Below are 15,698 nucleotides of genomic sequence, written 5' to 3' on the forward strand. Positions count from 1 at the left end.
TCCGCTCACTTTCAAAACATTCCGGGGGTACGCCGTCCGCGTGCCGTCTGACCTGGCCCTTTCGGGCTTTTCCGGCGGGTCGGCCGGTCCCGGCGCGCGGCCGCCCTCCGCGCGCCGGGACGGCCTGTTCAGGGGGTGCCGTCGTGCCCGGTGAACCGCAGCGGCAGGGGTGGGCCGCCCTGCTGCGGCGCGGTGTTCCCGGCCCACGGCACACCGTCGTGCCCGCGCGGAGCCAACGGCGGCCGCCCGGCGACCGGCAGATCCCGGACGATCCGTTCGGTGACCGGCTCCTCGCTGAGGTAACGGCGTCCCTGCTGCGGCGGGCGCGGCGTCGGGGGCCACCCGGCGGGCATCTTCGCGGCGTGGGCCGGCGGCATCGGCGGCACAACCGTGTCGTGGACGATCCGTTCGGTGACCGGTTCGGCGTCACCGGACGAGGACGGCCCGCCGGCCGGCCGCTCCGGGGCGATCGGCTCGCGGGGCGGCCGGTAGGCCGGCCACAACCGGGGAGCCCGGCCCGCCGCCAGGTCCTCGACCCACCCGAACGCCACCACCGCCACGCCGGTGAGCAGGAACGTCATCGCCAGGGTGATCGGCTGCTCGAACCGGCCCAGATCGTCGTGCCCGCTGAACTCCAGCACCGGCCAGATCGCGGCGATGGCGATGTTGTGCCAGAGGTAGATGGTGACGGCCCGTCCGTTGAGCATGCTGACCAGCCGGTCCAGCGGCCGGATCCGGGCGAGCCGGGTCATGTCCGGCTGCCAGCGCAGCACCACCAGCACGAACGCCAGCGACCACAGCGCCTGTGACTCGGACACGTCGTTGAGGTCCCACGCGTCCTCGCCCTGGTGGCCGCTCTGCCAGTAGAGCGCGGCGGCGCCGAGCCCGACGGCGCCCCAGACCGCGATGGCGGGGTGCAGGCGGGCCAGCCGGCCGTCGCGGTGCGCGAACCCGAGGATCCAGCAGGCGCCGTAGGTGACCAGGTCCCACATGGCGCTGTCGGCCGCGTCCGGCAGGGCGAAGCCGGTCTTGTCGAGGACGGCGATGCCGGCGACCGGAAGCGCGACCAGCACCCAGCCGACCCGCTTCCAGAGTGCGTACAGCAGCGGGGTGAGCAGCACGAACCACAGGTAGGCGCGGATGTACCAGAGCGGCTCCCACGCGTCGATCGCGGTGTCGCTGCCCGGCGGGTCGGCCAGCGGCAGGACCCAGAGCAACAGCCGGGCCGGGCTGTACGGGTGCTCGCCGTCCTCCTCCGCCCAGCCGGTGCCGATCATCGCCGGGACCACCACCGCGCCGAGCAGCCACAGTGGCGGCAGCAGGCGGCGCAGGCGGGACAGGACGACGGTTCCGGCCGGTCGCCGGTCCAGCGACGCGGCGGTCAGGGAGCCGGCCACCGCGAACATGACGCCCATCGCCGGCAGGGCCAGGGACAGCCAGGCCCATCCGAAGTGGTGATAGACGACGACCCGGACGATCGCCGCGGCACGGAGCGTGTCCAGGTAGCGGTTGCGCACCGCGAAACCGTAACGACGGCGTGCCTACGGCCGGGACCACCGGAGGGTCCAGGAGATCGGACTGAGTGGATTACCCCGTTAGGCGGAAGAAGACCGGATTCCTGTGCGGTTGTGCGACGTGCGTGATCCCTGCTCCGTTGCGTTTCCGCTGGCCGTGCCGTTGGTCATCGGTGTGGGCGTCCCGGACCGGCCGGGACAGTGAACGAGGGATCGACGGCGACATGCGCAAACCTCTGGTGGGGCTGGGACTGGCTGCGGCGGCGCTGGCGGCGGGCGGGTGTGCCACCCCGGCGCTCGCGTACGGGCCACCGGGTACACCGGACCCCGCGGTCACCCGCACCCGCGACACGGCCGTGCGGCCGCCCGTGTCGGGGTGGGGCGACGCTCCCGCCCGGGTGCGGACGCCGGCGGTCGCCCGTACCGCGGAAAGGTCCGAAGAGGAGGGGCCGCAAGGCCGCGCCGCCGAGCCGGGCGCCGACCCGATCGGTGCGTCGCGGACCGCGGTGACCGCGGCGTCGGCCGGTCCCGGACCGCAGTCGCCGGTCCAGCAGCAGATCCTCGCGCTGGTCAACCAGAAGCGGAAGGAGGCCGGCTGCGATCCGATCACCCTGGACCGGCGGCTGATCGACGCCGCCAACCGGCACGCCTCGGACATGGCGCGGCGCGGCTACTTCGACCACGAGTCGCCGTCCGGGGAGAAGGCCGGCAGCCGGGTGACCGACGCCGGGTACTCGTGGCGCCGCTACGGCGAGAACATCGCCAAGGGGCAGGAGAGCCCGTACCGGGTGATGGCCGACTGGATGAAGAGCCCCGGGCACCGGGAGAACATCCTCGACTGCCGGCTCGACGAGATGGGTGTGGGTCTGGCCCTGGACTCCGGGAAGACGCCCTACTGGGTGCAGGAGTTCGCCACTCCGCGTAGCTGAAGAACCTCAACCCGGTGGCTCCGGATGCCGATGGCATACCGGTTTCGTGTCACCGGCCGTCCCCGTACTCCACAGGTGGGCTGGCTGTGCTTCTATGTGCGGACATCACTCCTGGGGAGGACGATTTTGGCAAGGGGACGGGTCTCCGCTCGCCTCGCCGGCGCTGCCATGGCGGTGCTGGTCGGCAGCGGTCTCGGCGCTTTCGCGCTGACGCCGGCGAGTGCCGGTGCGTCCGCGCCGGTGACCGCGGCCGTGACCACCACCGTGGTCACCAAGGCGGCCGCCGCGTCGTGCGCGACCGGCAAGTACCAGAAGCAGGTCGAGGGTTACCTGGCGAAGCTGGGCGGATACGGCACGGTGACGGTCGACGGCAAGCAGTCCGCCGCCGACTGCGCCGCGATCGTCAAGTTCCAGAAGCGCTTCGGCATCCAGCCGGCCAAGGGCCTGGCCGGCCCGACCACCAACGACGTCGCCAAGCGGCTGGCGGCGACGAAGACGGCGGCCTGCAAGGCCAAGAAGAAGGGCATCACCTTCTGCGTCGATCTGACCAACCAGACGACGTGGGTGATGAAGAACGGCGCGGTGCACGTGAAGCCGACCGTCACCCGTACCGGGTACAAGGGTTACCGGACCCCGGCGGGCACCTTCACGATCAACAAGCGGACGAAGAAGGAGTGGTCCGACCCGTACGAGGTGTGGCTGCCGTACTGGCAGCGCTTCATCGGCGGGCGGGGCTTCCACCAGACCACGACCTACATCCACGACAAGTGGCGCGGGTCGCACGGCTGCGTGAACCTCCTCCAGCAGGACGCGCAGAAGTACTGGAGCATCGGCAAGATCGGCATGACCGTCAAGGTCTTCGGCCGCCGCCCCGGCACCTGATCGACAAGCGACGCAGAAACGGGCCGTCCCCTCGGGACGGCCCGTTCTCGTCTCTCCGGCATAGAGTGGCGGTCGTGTATCGCTCCCGTGTCGTGATCGTCGCCGCCGGCGCCCTGATCCTGCTGCCGATGACCGCGGCCTCCTGTGACGACGCGCCCGACCCGGTCCGGCTGGGCAACGCCGAGGTCGGCACGGTCGACGAGATCGTCGAGGCCCCCGGCACCGTCACCGCGCGGACCGCCGCCACCCTGACCGCCCCCGCCAGCGGCACCCTCCGCGAGCTGCACGCCGAGCCCGGCCAGCGGGTCCGCAAGGGCGACGTGCTCGCCGTCATCGACTCGCCCGAGCTGACCCGCCGCCGCGACGCCGCCGCCCGCGCCGTCGAGCAGGCGCCTTCCGGCGGCGGCGTCAGCACCGGCGGCACCGCCGAGTTCGCGGCCGTCCGCAAACGCACCGACCGGCAGGCCGCCGACGCCTTCGAGCAGGCCCGCGCCGCCGCCGGCCAGATCGCCGACCCCCAGGTCAAGGAGACCCTGCTGCACCAGGTCGACGCGGCGGAGAAGAACTACGAGACCGCCTCGGCGGCCTCGGCGACCGCGCTGCGGTCGGTGCAGCGCGGTGTGGCCTCCCTGAGTCGTGCCATGGGCACCCTCTCCGCCGCCCAGCGGTTGCAGGCCGAGCAGGCGTACGAGCTGGCCGACGCCGCCGTCGACGCGCTCACCCTGCGCGCTCCCGTGGCCGGCGTGGTGCAACTGGGCGGCCCCGCCCAGCCCGCCGGCTCGTCATTGGCCGGGCTCCTGGAGTCCGGGCAGGTCCCGGCCACCTCCACCGGCACGATGTCCGGGGTGGACGCCGCGGTGCCGCAGGGCGGCTGGGTCGCGGCCGGCACCCCGGTGGTGACCGTCGTCGACACCGGCCGGCTCGGCCTGTCCGCCGAGGTCGACGAGACCGACGTGCTCCTGGTCTCCGAGGGCGTCGAGGCCGAGGTCGAGCTGGACGCCGCACCCGGAGCCGGCTATCCGGCCACGGTCCGGGCCGTCGACCTGCTGCCCACCACCTCGGCCCGCGGCGGCGTCTCCTACCGGGTCCGCCTCGAGCTCGGCGAGGGATCATTCGCGGACAGTGGCGAGGCCGCTCCGGTGCCGCGGCCGGGCATGAGCGCTGTCATCCGCCTCAAGGTCCGCCAGGCCACCGGCGCCGTCACCGTCCCGGCCTCGGCCGTGGTCAGCGCCGACGGGCACGACACCGTGTGGACCGTCCGGGACGGGCGCTACACCGCGGTGCCGGTGCGGCTGGGCGTGCAGGGTGAGGACACCGTGCAGATCGTCTCCGGCGTCAGCGCGGGCGAGCGGGTCGTGGTCGCCGGCGCCGACCAGGTCGACGCCGGCGGGAAGGCGCCGTGACCGCCGCGATCGTCGCGGAGGACGTGAGCCGCACCTACGACCTCGACGGGGTGTCGGTGCAGGCGCTGCGCGGCGTCTCCCTGACCGTCGAGCCGGGCGACTACGTGGCGATCGTCGGCACCTCCGGCTCCGGCAAGTCCACCCTCATGCACCTGCTCGGCGGCCTCGACCGGCCCACCGGCGGCACCCTGCTGATCGGCGGCCGCGACGTCAGCACGCTCAGCCCCAACGAGATGGCCGAGCTGCGCAACACCACGATCGGCTTCGTCTTCCAGTCGTTCCACCTGCTCGCCCGGACGACCGCGCAGGACAACGTCGGCCTGCCCCTGGTCTACCGCGGTGCCGGCCGCCGTGAGCGCCGTGAGCGCGCCGCCGCCATGCTCGAACGCGTCGGCCTCGCCCACCGGATCACCCACCGCCCCAACCAGATGTCCGGCGGCGAGCAGCAGCGTGTCGCCATCGCCCGCGCCCTGGTCACCGGCCCGTCGGTGCTGCTCGCCGACGAACCCACCGGCAACCTCGACTCGGTCACCGGCCAGTCCGTCCTGGCGCTGCTCGAAACGCTCGTCGACGAGGGCGTCGCGGTCGTCCTGGTCACCCACGACCGTGACGTCGCGGCCCGCGCCCGCCGGCAGATCGTCATGAAGGACGGGCTGATCAGTGAGACTCGCTGAGGCCTGGCGGGTCGCCCTCGACGCGCTGCGCGCCAACCGGCTGCGCAGCATGCTCACCATGCTCGGCGTGATCATCGGGGTGGCCGCGGTCGTCGCCCTGGTGGCCATCGGCACCGGCACCAAACAGCAGATCGAGAGCCAGGTGGAGGGCCTCGGCTCGAACCTGCTGCTGGTCGTCCCCGGCCGTCTCCAGGCCGGCGCGGCGCCCACCTCCTCGCCGCTGACCCTCGACGACATCGAGGCGATCAACCGGGTCGTCGGCGACCGCACCCGCGTCGCCGTCACCATCGCCTCCGGCGAGACGGTCCGGGCCGGCTCCCGCACCGGATTCGCCAGCATGCAGGGCGTCCTGGAGACCACACCGACCGTCTTCGTCCGCCGCCTCGACCGCGGCACCTACCTGACCAGGACCGACGTCAGCACCGGCCGCCGGGTCGCGGTCCTCGGCGCCGGCCTGGCCGGCACCCTGTTCGGCGACCGCGACCCGATCGGCCGGCAGATCACCATCGGCGGCGTCCGGTTCCGGGTGATCGGCGTCTTCGAGCCGCTCGGGCAGAGTCTCGGCGTCGACCGCGACGGCGAGGTGCACGTGCCGGTCACCGCAGCCCAGCGCCTGCTCGGCACCGAGCGCATCGACGGCATCGCCATCCGCGCCCCCGACCGCGACCGCATCGGTGACCTGTCCGCCGCCGTCGTCGCCGCCCTGTCCGAGCGCCACCCCGACACCGACTTCTCCGCCGTCACCCAGGAGCAGATCCTCGGCGTGCTCGGCGACATCCTCGGCGTGCTCACCGGGGTCCTCGCCGCGATCGCCGGGATCAGCCTGCTCGTCGGCGGCGTCGGCGTCTCCAACATCATGCTCGTCTCGGTCCGCGAACGGACCAGGGAGATCGGGCTGCGCAAGGCGGTCGGCGCGCGACCCCGCGACATCGGCGTCCAGTTCCTTCTCGAAGCGGTGCTGCTCACCACCACCGGCGGGGTGCTCGGCATGCTCCTCGGCGGTGGCACGGCACTTCTCGTCGACCGGTTCACCCCGGTCCCGGCGGCCCTCACCTGGTGGTCGATGGCCCTGGCGTTCGGGGTGTCCGCCGCGGTCGGCATCATCTTCGGCGTGGTCCCGGCACAGCGGGCCGGCCGGCTCGACCCGGTTGTCGCGCTGCGTACCGAATGAGTCCCCACCGGGCCAACCGGCAACGCCTCAGGTGACGCCTGCCGGAACCGAATGGTGGTTTCGGACCGGACCCGGAGGAGAACACCTTGGCGCATCAGCTGCGCGACATGCACGGAGCTGCCCGTGCCGTCGCCTACCTGATGCTCGCCGCCGGACCCTACAACTTCGTCACCGGCGTCCTGATGAAACTCGGTCATCCACTGCCCGAGGTCCTCGTCCTCGCCGTCACCTCGATCGTCCTGTTCACCGTCGGGCTGATCTGCCTGCGCCGCCCCGATGCCATGCCGCGGCTGTTCTGGCTGCTCGTGCCCCTGGTGTCGGCCGGCGTCATCACCGGGCTCAACGTGGCCACCGCCGACGCCACCATGGGCCCGCAGCTGTTCTACCTGTGGCCGCTGCTCTACGCCGCGATGTTCCTCAACCGCAGGTTCATCGCCGGTACCGTCGCGCAGATCTCCGCAGGGCACGCGCTCACCGCCTTCCAGTTCCAGACGGGCGGGCAGGCGATGCTCGACTGGATCGCGATCACCGTGGCCATGTCGATGACCGCCGTCGTCGTCGCCGGCCTCCGCGAGCGCAACGACCGGCTCCGCGCCGTCCTGGAGACCCAGGCCACCTCCGACGCCCTCACCGGCGCCGCGAACCGGCGCGCCTTCGACAGCGAACTCGGCCGGGCCGTCGCCGCCGCCCGGGCCGACGACCCGGTCGCGCTGATCATGATCGATGTCGACCACTTCAAGACGATCAACGACACGTGGGGGCATGCGGTCGGGGACCTCGCCCTGCGTACCGTCGCCGACTCCCTCCGCGAAGCCGCCGAGGGCCGCCGGCACATGGTCGCCCGCCTCGGCGGCGACGAATTCGCGGTTCTGCTGCACGCCTCGCCCTACGCGGCCGTCAGCTTCGCCGAACTCGCCCGCACCCGCGTCGGCGAGACCACCGGCCTGCCGTGCGGCCCGCCGAGCCTCAGCATCGGCATCGCCGTCCTCCCCGACCACGCCCACACCGCCGACGAGCTGCAGAAAGTCGCCGACGCCGCGCTCTACCGGGCGAAAGAGGGCGGCCGCGGGCGCAGCATGATGGCCCACCCGCCACCACTCCGCGCCACCGCCTGACCGCTACCCCTGGTCACCGTCGCCGGCCGGCTTGCCGCCCAGCGGGGCCAGGATCTCCGGAGACCTGCGGGGGTACGGACCCCAGCCGTCCCGCAGCACATGGATGTAGACGGCCTCCAGACACACCCCGATGCGTTCCACGAGGTCCGTGTCCTCCGGGGCGCCCAGCCGGATCGCCCGCGCGAAATGATCCAGCGCCTCCATGTTGCGGCCCTGATCGAAGCAGCTGCGCCCGGCGTTCTCGTGCACCACACTGCGCACCGCCGGCGACACGTCCGCCTCCACCGCCTTCTGGAACAGCCGGTCCGCCTCCAGGTAGTCGCCCCGCAACCGCAGCACGTGCGCCAGCTCCGCCTGCGCGATCACCATCGACTGGAGATCCTGCGCCGACTCGGCGTGCGCCAGGGCCAGCCGGCTCGCCGCGGCGGCCATACCCAGCTCACCGAGAAGGCGGTACACCTCCGCGCGTACGCTCAGCAGCCCCGCCTTGACGATGTTGTCGGCCTCGTCGGTGAGCGGCCCGTCGAGCCGTTCGCCCAGGGCCCGCAGCGCGTCCCGGTTGTCGACGACCTCCCGCAGCGTGGCCCCATCCAACCGCCAGCGGATCGCCGACAGTTCGGTGGCCGTCAGCGGCAGGTGAGGGGCCAGCTCCGGCCCGCGCGGCACATCCGGTTTCGCATCGGCCCGCGCCTGCGGGGCCGTCTCCGCCGCGTCGTCGTCGGCTGCGGAAGCGTGCCGGCCACCTCGGGAGGCACCGGTCGCCGTCCCGGTCCTGCCGTCGGCGCCCGAACCACCGGTGGCCTCGCCGTTCGGGGCCTGCCCGTCGTCGCCGTCACCGTCGGTGGCCCGACCGTCAGCGGCGTCACCGGTGGTTGTTCCGTCGGCGGTCTCCCGGTGCGTGGCGTCGCCATCGCCGCCCGTGCCGTCGGTGGCCTCGGCACCCTCGGCCTTGCCACTGTCGGCCTTGCCACTGTCGGCCTTGCCACTGTCGGCCTTGCCGTCGACGGTGCTGCCGTCGCTCACGGCCGCGCTGGGCGCGCCACCAGCCGTGGCCTCGCCATCGTCCGCACCCGGCCGACCGCCGTCACCCGTCGTGGAACCCGGGCCGTCAGTCCCGGCGGGCTTGTCCGAGGCCTTCGCCACGAACCACCCACCGCCGAACGCGGTGTCCGCATACCGGCGCGGCTCGACATCCGGTCCCGAGGTCTCCAGCCGCCCGATCGGCCGCAGGTTGTGCAGCGTCCCGTCAGAGTCCATGTACGGCCGCGGCTCAGCCTCGTCCTGCCCTGGCCGGGTGAGCGGGAACCCGATCTTCTCCCGCCCCGCGCCGCCGGCCGCCCCGGCGTCGCTCGCCGGTCCGGTGCCACCCGGCGCCCCGGTGCTGCCCGCGGTTTGAGTCCCGGCGCCGGAAACCGGCGTGCCGGTTCCAGCTCCAGCGCTGGTTCCCGCACCGGTACCCGGCCGGGTTCCCGGCCTCGGCAGGGCGACCGTGGGCCGCTCACCCACGGGACCGGCCAGGCCCGCATCCCGCGCGCGCTGCTCATCGGGAGCCCCGGAGACCGGTGCGTTCCCCGGTTGCCGCGTCCCGTTCCCGGCAGTGGGTGCCCCCGGGATCGGCGGCGTTCCCGGCCCGCCCACGGGAGCCCCGGAAACCGGTGCGGCCCCGTCCCGCCCGGCCATCGGCCCAGTCTGACGGCGTTCACCCGAGGAGGCAGCCGCCGGCGACACCGGCGTCGCCGCGTTCCATCCGGCCGACCGCGTGTCCGGTGCGGGGGAGACCGGCGTGGCCGCGTTCCATCCGGCTGGCCGTGCGTCCGTCGCGGGAGAGGTTGGCGTGGCTGCGTTCCGCCGCGTGTCCGGTGCGGGGGAGACCGGCGTGGCCGCGTTCCATCCGGCTGGCTGTGCGTCCGTCGCGGGGGAGGTCGGTGTCGCTGCGTTCCATCCGGATCCGGCTGCCGGGGTGACCGGTGCGGTCCCGTTCGAACCGGGCTGGCGAGAATCCGTGCCGGCGGCCGAGGACGGTGCGGTGCCGGGCGTGCCGGAAGCCGGAGGCGCGGACCGCGGCGTGGCGGCGTTCCATCCGGTGCCCGGTTGCGCGACAGCGCCGTTGTCGACGGCGGCGTGTGCGCCGGGGCGCGGGCCCGTAGCGGGCGGTGCCGACCGGGGCGCGGTGCCGCCGGCGGTCTGACCGTCCGGTACCGAACCGGGCTGAGCCGACGAGCCGAAGCCGTTCCACGCTCCACCCGGCACACTCGACGCGGGCGGTGCCGATCGTGGTGCGCTGCTGTTCCGGGTGGTGCCCGCCTGAGGCGCGCCCGGCGATCCGTAACCGCTGCGCGTGCCGTCGTTCGCCTGCGGACCGTTCGCACCGGTGGCCGGCGGAGCCGATCGGGGCGCGATGCCCCCGGCGGCCTGTTCGCCGGTCGGGCCGTCCCAGGCCGCGGGTGCCCCGCTGCCGGCGGCCGAAGCCGGCCTCCCGAAGCCGTTCCACGACGTCCCCAGACCACTCGGGTCCGCTGCGGGTGGAGCCGACCGGGGCGTGTTCCCCGCCCCGGCCGCCGACCGTCCGCCGGTCTGCGCCGATCCGGGTGCTTGCTGCGCGCCGACCTGCGGCGATCCGGCCGCTTGCTGTGCCCCGGCCCGAGTCGGACCGGCCTGTTGCGCGCCGGTCTGAGCCGGCCCGGCCTGTTGCGCCCCGGTCCGAGCCGGCCCGGCCTGTTGCGCCCCGGTCTGAGCCACCCCGGCCTGTGTCGCGCCGCCCGGCTGCGATCCGACCGCGGGCCATCCACCTGTGGCCTGCACCTGCGCCCCGGAAGGCGCCTGGCCGGGAACCGGCGTACCCGGACCGGCCGGCGGCCAGGCCGTGGCCGCCGACGACACGCCGGGCCCGGCCGGGTTGCCGCCCTGAGGCGCGTCGACGGTCCGGCCCGCGTCGGGCACCGGAGGCCGCGCCGCGGGCGGCCACGCCGTAGCCGCGGACGGCTGACCGGCCACGATGTCCCCGGTGGTGGACGGCGAAACCGGCCGCGCACCCTGAACGGGCTGAGCCTCGTCCGGAACCATGGCCCACGGGCCATCACCCTCGGACAGGAAGACATGCGCGGTGCGCGGGGACCGCCGGGCCCGCTGCTGCGGAACATCCGTCGTTCCGGCGGGACGTTCGAAGCCGCCGGTGACGTCAGGACGTCCACCCGCTCCGCTCCACGGCCCGGCGGGACGTTCGAAGCCGCCGGTGACGTCCGGGCGTCCACCCGCTCCGCCCCAGCGTGCGTCGCCGGGAGCGGCGGGACGGTCGAAGCCGCCGGTCACGTCGGGCCGCCCGCCCGGACCGCCCCAGCGTCCGTCCGCGGTTCCGGCGGGACGGTCGAAGCCACCGGTCACATCGGGACGTCCGCCGTCGCCACCCCAGCGAGGATCGGCGGGCCGGTCGAAGCCCCCGGTGACATCCGGCCGCCCACCCGTTCCACCCCACCGGGCATCCCCGGAGCCAGCCGCCGCACCGGGATCACCCTGCCCGGGCACCGAACCGGCACCGCCCGGTCCCGCCCCCGCGCCACCGGGACCCTGGCTCGCTACAACGCCGCCGGAGCCCTGGCCCGCTGCCACGCCGCCGGGACCCTGCCCCGGCGCGCCGCCACCAGCGCCCTGTCCCGGAACCACACTCGCCGCACCGGAACCGGCACTGCCACGACCGACAGGGGGCCGACCGGCCGCGCTACGCGAACCGGGAGCCGCACCCGGCGCACCCCCGGCCCCCTCGGAACGGCGGCCACCGGCGTCGCCGTTCCCGGCGGACGCGTTCCCGTCCGGGATTTCCGGCGTTCCATCGGTCTGCGGCCCGTTCGGCCCGATCACGCGCGCCGGCGGAACCGGCGCGGGCGCGGCGACAACCCGCGGCGCAGCCGGTGGGTCGGCCTTGATCACGCGCGGTGCGGGCGGCGGAGTGGCCCTGCTGACGACCTTCGGCGGTACGGGTGCCTCAGCCCGCCGCACCACACGAGGCCCACCGTCCCCGGGTTGACCGCCCGGAACCTGCCCGTTCCCACTCGCCGGACCGGAAGCGGGCTGCGCCCCCGAACCCTGGCCGGCACCGTCCCGCCCGGCGGGATCCGTGGCCGGCTCGGCGTGAGTGTCCGCCCCGCTGCCCCGCTGTCCCGGCACGAGCCGAGCCATTGCCGAACGCCAGCCTCCGCGCGAACCCTTCCGCTCGCCCTTGCCCGAAGCCTCCGGACCACCGTGGTCCGCGCTGTCCTGATCCGGGCGCACCCCGGCCCCACCGGAACCGGCCCCACCCGAGGCACCCGCGCCGGCGGGAGCCCCGCCGCCAGGAGCCCCGTTCCACGGCGCCGCTGAGTCCGGCATTCCGTAGCCCGCCGGCGGAGGTGCCTGAACCCGACCAGCCCGGCCCTGCGGCTGCGCCCCCGCCGGTCCCTGGCCACGTTGCTCCGGCGCCACCTGCTGAGGCGCACCGCTGGCACCGCGCTCGTGACGCCCGCCGGCCTCGCCGGTGCCCTGACCGGGCGCGGCCTGGCCCGGAACAGCCTGTCCCGGAACAGCCTGTCCCGGAACGGCGTGATCCGTCGCGGCAGGAGCGGCCATGGAGGGATCGGTAGTAGCCGGACCGGACTCGTTGCGTTCCGGAGCCCCGCCACGGTCCGCCGTCGTCCCAGCGGCCCGGCGACCGTCTTCGCCGCGAGCCGCGAGTTCGTCGACGCCCGGGCGCCCGGACTGGTCGCCGCTCGTCGTGCCGCGCTCACCACGAGCCGCGATGTCGTCGCCCGCGGTTCCACGGCCGTCGGCGGTTCCGTGGTCCCGGCTGTCGGCGGTCCCACGGGCCGGGTTGTCGGCGTCGCCACGGACGGTGGCCGGGTCGCCTGCCCAGGCGGCTGCGGCGAGGCGGCGTTCGCCCTGGTCACGGGTCTCCGGTTCGGCGGCGCGGGCATCCACCCCGGCGGGCTGGACCGTGTCCCGGCGCGGGTCGCGACCCTGGTGGGAGCTGTCGTAGGACTCGTCGGCCGTACCGAAAGGCTGGTCGGAACCGGCTGCCGGAACCTGTGCCCGGCCGGTGACCGCCCGGTCGTCGCGGGTGGCCGGACCGGACCGCCGGGTGTCCTCGTCGCGGCGCGGCCGGCGTCCGCCGGGCGGGCGGATCGGGCCGAAGCCGGCGTCCTCCCACGCATCGGCGGAGCGTGCGGCGGGTTCGGCGGCCGGACGTCCCTGGCGGCGTCCGTCGCCGTCCCGGGACCGGGACGGCTCCTCCCAGTACTCGTCGGCGCCCAGTTCGATGGTCCGGCCGGTGCCGGGCCGGTCGCCGTCGCGTTCGATGTGGCCCTCGTCGTCCCACATCTCGTCGGCGTGGATCTCCACGGCCCGCTGGCCGCGCACCCGGCGATCGTCGCGGGACATCTCCCGGCGCTCGTCCTCGCGCTCCTCACGCGGGTCGCGGCGGCCGTCACGCGGGTCACGGAGCGCACGTACGTCGTCGCGGGCGTCCCGGCGGTCACCGAGCGGGTCGCGCTGCCCGTCCCGGGCATCCAGCGGTTCCCGGACATCGCCACGCGAGTCGCCGAGACCAGCCCGCGAGGAACGGCGGTCGTCCCGCGGATCGAGACGATCACCACGGGAGTCCCGCGGGTCGAGGCCGCTGCCACGGGAGTCGCGCGGGTCGACAGCGTTTCCGCGGGCGTCGCGGAGGTCACCACGCGAGGTGCGGGAGTCGCGCGGGTCACGGAGTCCACCGCGCGGGTCACGGACTCCACCGCGGGAGTCGCGCGGGTCCCCACCCGAATGGCGCGGGTCACGGGGATCGCGAATGTCGCCACGGGGGTCACGCGGGTCGAGAGCATTTCCGCGGGGATCGCGTGCGTCGCGCGGGTCGAGAACGTTCCCGCGGGCGTCGCGCGGGTCTCGGAGGTCGCCACGGGAGTCGCGCGGGTCGTCCCGCCGGTCGCGGGAGGAACCCCGCCGGTCGTCCCACCGCCCGTCCCGGTCGTCCCGGCGTGACGGCGGCCGGTCGTCCCAGCCACGGTCCCGGCGGTCGCCCCGCGCCGGAGCGTCGTCCCGGTAGCGGGAGGACGGACCGTATCCGCGGTCGTCGTCACGGCGCGGGTCAGCCGTACGCTCATAGCGGTTGTCCCCGCCGCGACGCTGGCCGCCGGGGCCGCGCCGCAGTTCCGGGCGCGCCGCGGGGTCGACGATCGGGAAGTCTGGTTTGTCGAAGTCGACGCCGAGCTCGGGCCGGTTGAAGTCGACGTCGTCGAAGTCGTCGCCGACGAGGTTGTCGACGGAGGTGTCGATGGGCTCGAAGTCGGGGTCGTCGAGCCAGCTGGGCCGCTCGGTGTCGAAGGCGGCCTTCTGCCGGAGGGCGCCCTCGTCGGCGTTGCCGGAGCGACGGCGGGTCGGCATGACCGGGTCCGGGGTCGTCCGTTTGGTGTAGTGCTGCTCCTGCTTGACCGCGGAACTCGGCATGAACGAGTACTCGTCGTACTCGTCCTCCCAGTACTCGTCGTCCTCGAAGCTCATGACGAGGCCCCGAATCGGCTGGGGAAGGACCCAACGCCCCGACGCCGCATCCGTGCCACCGTCCTCACCCTGCACCACCTCCGCACCCCGGTGCCCGCCCCTCGCGTCCCGCGATCAATCCCTGCCACGTGGTGGATGTGGAAGGTTAACCACGGATTTGCGCGGTGCGCCACCGCCCTGCGGGTCCCCGTCGTCGGCTCGACGGACAGCCCGCGAGCGTCGATCGCATCGGCGCCGCAGTCCGCCGATGGTGCGCGATCATCGGGGTATACGTCCTGCGGGTGGCCCCGGTTCAACGGGTTGAGCAGTGACTATGACGGGCTTTCGGAGGCGGTCCGGCGGCGGGCCCGGGTGCTGCCCCGATCAACGGAATTCGTTGCCGCGAGGTGACGGGCCAGGTGTCTACTTAAGGACTTTTTAAGCTTGTCTTCAGGAGAACCAAGGACTTGCGGGTGACCCTGAACAGGTGACCGGGTGTATCGGTGTGCATGTGAACCCACGGTGTCTCCCGCGTGTCCGGCGGGTGGCGAAGGACACGCTCCGTGTCGGCGGATCATGGACTGGTGATCTGTCACGGTGGATGAGCACCCCGCCGCGGCCAACGATGTCCCGGCGGGTTCATTGCGGCCCCGACTTCCCGGCCGACGGCCGCCGCCCCCCAGTTCCATGGCGGTCGCAGAGCGCCCGAGACGTTCCGCTGAGACGACGCCCCCTCGTCTTCTCGCGGCTGGCGGTTCTTGGCGCACGGCCGGGACGGGAGGCGGCGGTGGGAGCCCATCTCCCACCGCCGTCTTCTCCGGACTCCCGAGCCCCCCGGCTCGACGACCACCGCCCCCCAGCCAGGTGGTCGTGCCGCGCCCGTGTTCCCCGTGGGGGAGGCGCCCCCTCGAACCCCTCACGGTGCGATTGAACGGGCACGGAGCCGGGACGGAGGCGGCGGCGGAATCCTGTCATTCCGCCGCCGTCCTCACAGTCCAGCAGGTCGGAGACACGCAGGCCGATCGTTCCGGCAGGTCGGAGACGCGCAGGCCGAGCGTTCCGGCAGGCCGGAGACGCGGGCCGATCCTTCAGGTGTCAGAGGCGCCCGTCGATGGTGAAGCCGCTGACCCCGGCGGGCAGCACCAGCCCGGCGGCGGCCAGGTCGGTCAGCTCGGTGCGGGTCAGCGACGCCACGGCGTCCGGGTGCGGATGCGGCACGCCGAGCGCCCTCGCGGCCTCGACGGCCCGGGACCCGATGGCGGCCTCGACGGCCCACAGCCGGTGCGCGCAGAACGCGACGTGCGCCGACGCGGCCAGGTCGCCGTGCAGACGTAACAGCCGGCGCAGGTCGGCGGCGAGTCTCTCGATCGGCGGGCCCCACGGCGCGGGCTCGGGCCTCCGGTGCCGGGCCAGGGCGGCACACCATCGCGGCAGGTAGCGGTATCCCGCCGCCACCACCGCGGGTGCGGCGATGATCAGGGCGATGCGGCTGGCTTCGAGGAGGGTCAC

Annotated in this window: 9 protein-coding genes; 6 read left to right on the top strand and 3 right to left on the bottom strand. The window is 74.2% G+C overall.

The window, feature by feature from the left end; all coding sequences use genetic code 11:
* Positions 1 to 128 precede the first annotated feature (128 nt).
* A complete protein-coding gene (locus tag ACFO0C_RS40645; protein WP_378072157.1) occupies positions 129 to 1,517 on the bottom strand; it encodes an acyltransferase family protein in 1,389 nt (462 codons plus the stop codon).
* Between the two features lie 221 nt (positions 1,518 to 1,738).
* Here ACFO0C_RS40645 and ACFO0C_RS40650 point away from each other — a divergent pair, with 221 nt between their 5' ends.
* The 6 genes from ACFO0C_RS40650 (at position 1,739) to ACFO0C_RS40675 (ending at position 7,688) form a co-directional block, all read left to right on the top strand.
* Complete coding sequence (locus ACFO0C_RS40650; protein ID WP_378072158.1) at positions 1,739 to 2,443, top strand: CAP domain-containing protein; 705 nt, start codon at positions 1,739 to 1,741, stop codon at positions 2,441 to 2,443.
* A gap of 168 nt (positions 2,444 to 2,611) precedes the next feature.
* On the top strand, positions 2,612 to 3,325 hold the full coding sequence (locus ACFO0C_RS40655) for a L,D-transpeptidase family protein (protein WP_378072159.1): 714 nt from the start codon (positions 2,612 to 2,614) through the stop codon (positions 3,323 to 3,325).
* Between the two features lie 74 nt (positions 3,326 to 3,399).
* Complete coding sequence (locus ACFO0C_RS40660; protein WP_378072160.1) at positions 3,400 to 4,728, top strand: efflux RND transporter periplasmic adaptor subunit; 1,329 nt, start codon at positions 3,400 to 3,402, stop codon at positions 4,726 to 4,728.
* On the top strand, positions 4,725 to 5,402 hold the full coding sequence (locus ACFO0C_RS40665) for an ABC transporter ATP-binding protein (protein WP_378072161.1): 678 nt from the start codon (positions 4,725 to 4,727) through the stop codon (positions 5,400 to 5,402). The genes ACFO0C_RS40660 and ACFO0C_RS40665 overlap by 4 nt, the downstream gene beginning before the upstream one ends.
* Positions 5,389 to 6,573, top strand: coding sequence for an ABC transporter permease (locus ACFO0C_RS40670; protein WP_378072162.1), 1,185 nt, complete (start codon positions 5,389 to 5,391; stop codon positions 6,571 to 6,573). The genes ACFO0C_RS40665 and ACFO0C_RS40670 overlap by 14 nt, the downstream gene beginning before the upstream one ends.
* Before the next feature lie 86 nt (positions 6,574 to 6,659).
* Positions 6,660 to 7,688 (top strand): GGDEF domain-containing protein, encoded by a 1,029-nt coding sequence (locus ACFO0C_RS40675; protein ID WP_378072163.1) that lies wholly within the window; start codon positions 6,660 to 6,662, stop codon positions 7,686 to 7,688.
* A 3-nt stretch (positions 7,689 to 7,691) separates the two neighbouring features.
* Here ACFO0C_RS40675 and ACFO0C_RS40680 read toward each other — a convergent pair whose 3' ends face one another.
* Positions 7,692 to 14,210 (bottom strand): hypothetical protein, encoded by a 6,519-nt coding sequence (locus tag ACFO0C_RS40680; protein WP_378072164.1) that lies wholly within the window; start codon positions 14,208 to 14,210, stop codon positions 7,692 to 7,694.
* A gap of 1,074 nt (positions 14,211 to 15,284) precedes the next feature.
* A complete protein-coding gene (locus ACFO0C_RS40685) occupies positions 15,285 to 15,698 on the bottom strand; it encodes a hypothetical protein (protein WP_378072165.1) in 414 nt (137 codons plus the stop codon).

It is taken from the genome of Actinoplanes subglobosus, assembly GCF_042650585.1.
Lineage (GTDB): Bacteria > Actinomycetota > Actinomycetes > Mycobacteriales > Micromonosporaceae > Actinoplanes > Actinoplanes subglobosus.

Excerpts from the sequence above, each read along its gene's own strand:
- ACFO0C_RS40650 (WP_378072158.1), top strand. The coding sequence starts at position 1,739 with ATGCGCAAACCTCTGGTGGGGCTGGGACTGGCTGCGGCGGCGCTGGCG.
- ACFO0C_RS40655 (WP_378072159.1), top strand. The coding sequence starts at position 2,612 with ATGGCGGTGCTGGTCGGCAGCGGTCTCGGCGCTTTCGCGCTGACGCCG.
- ACFO0C_RS40680 (WP_378072164.1), bottom strand. The coding sequence starts at position 14,210 with ATGAGCTTCGAGGACGACGAGTACTGGGAGGACGAGTACGACGAGTAC.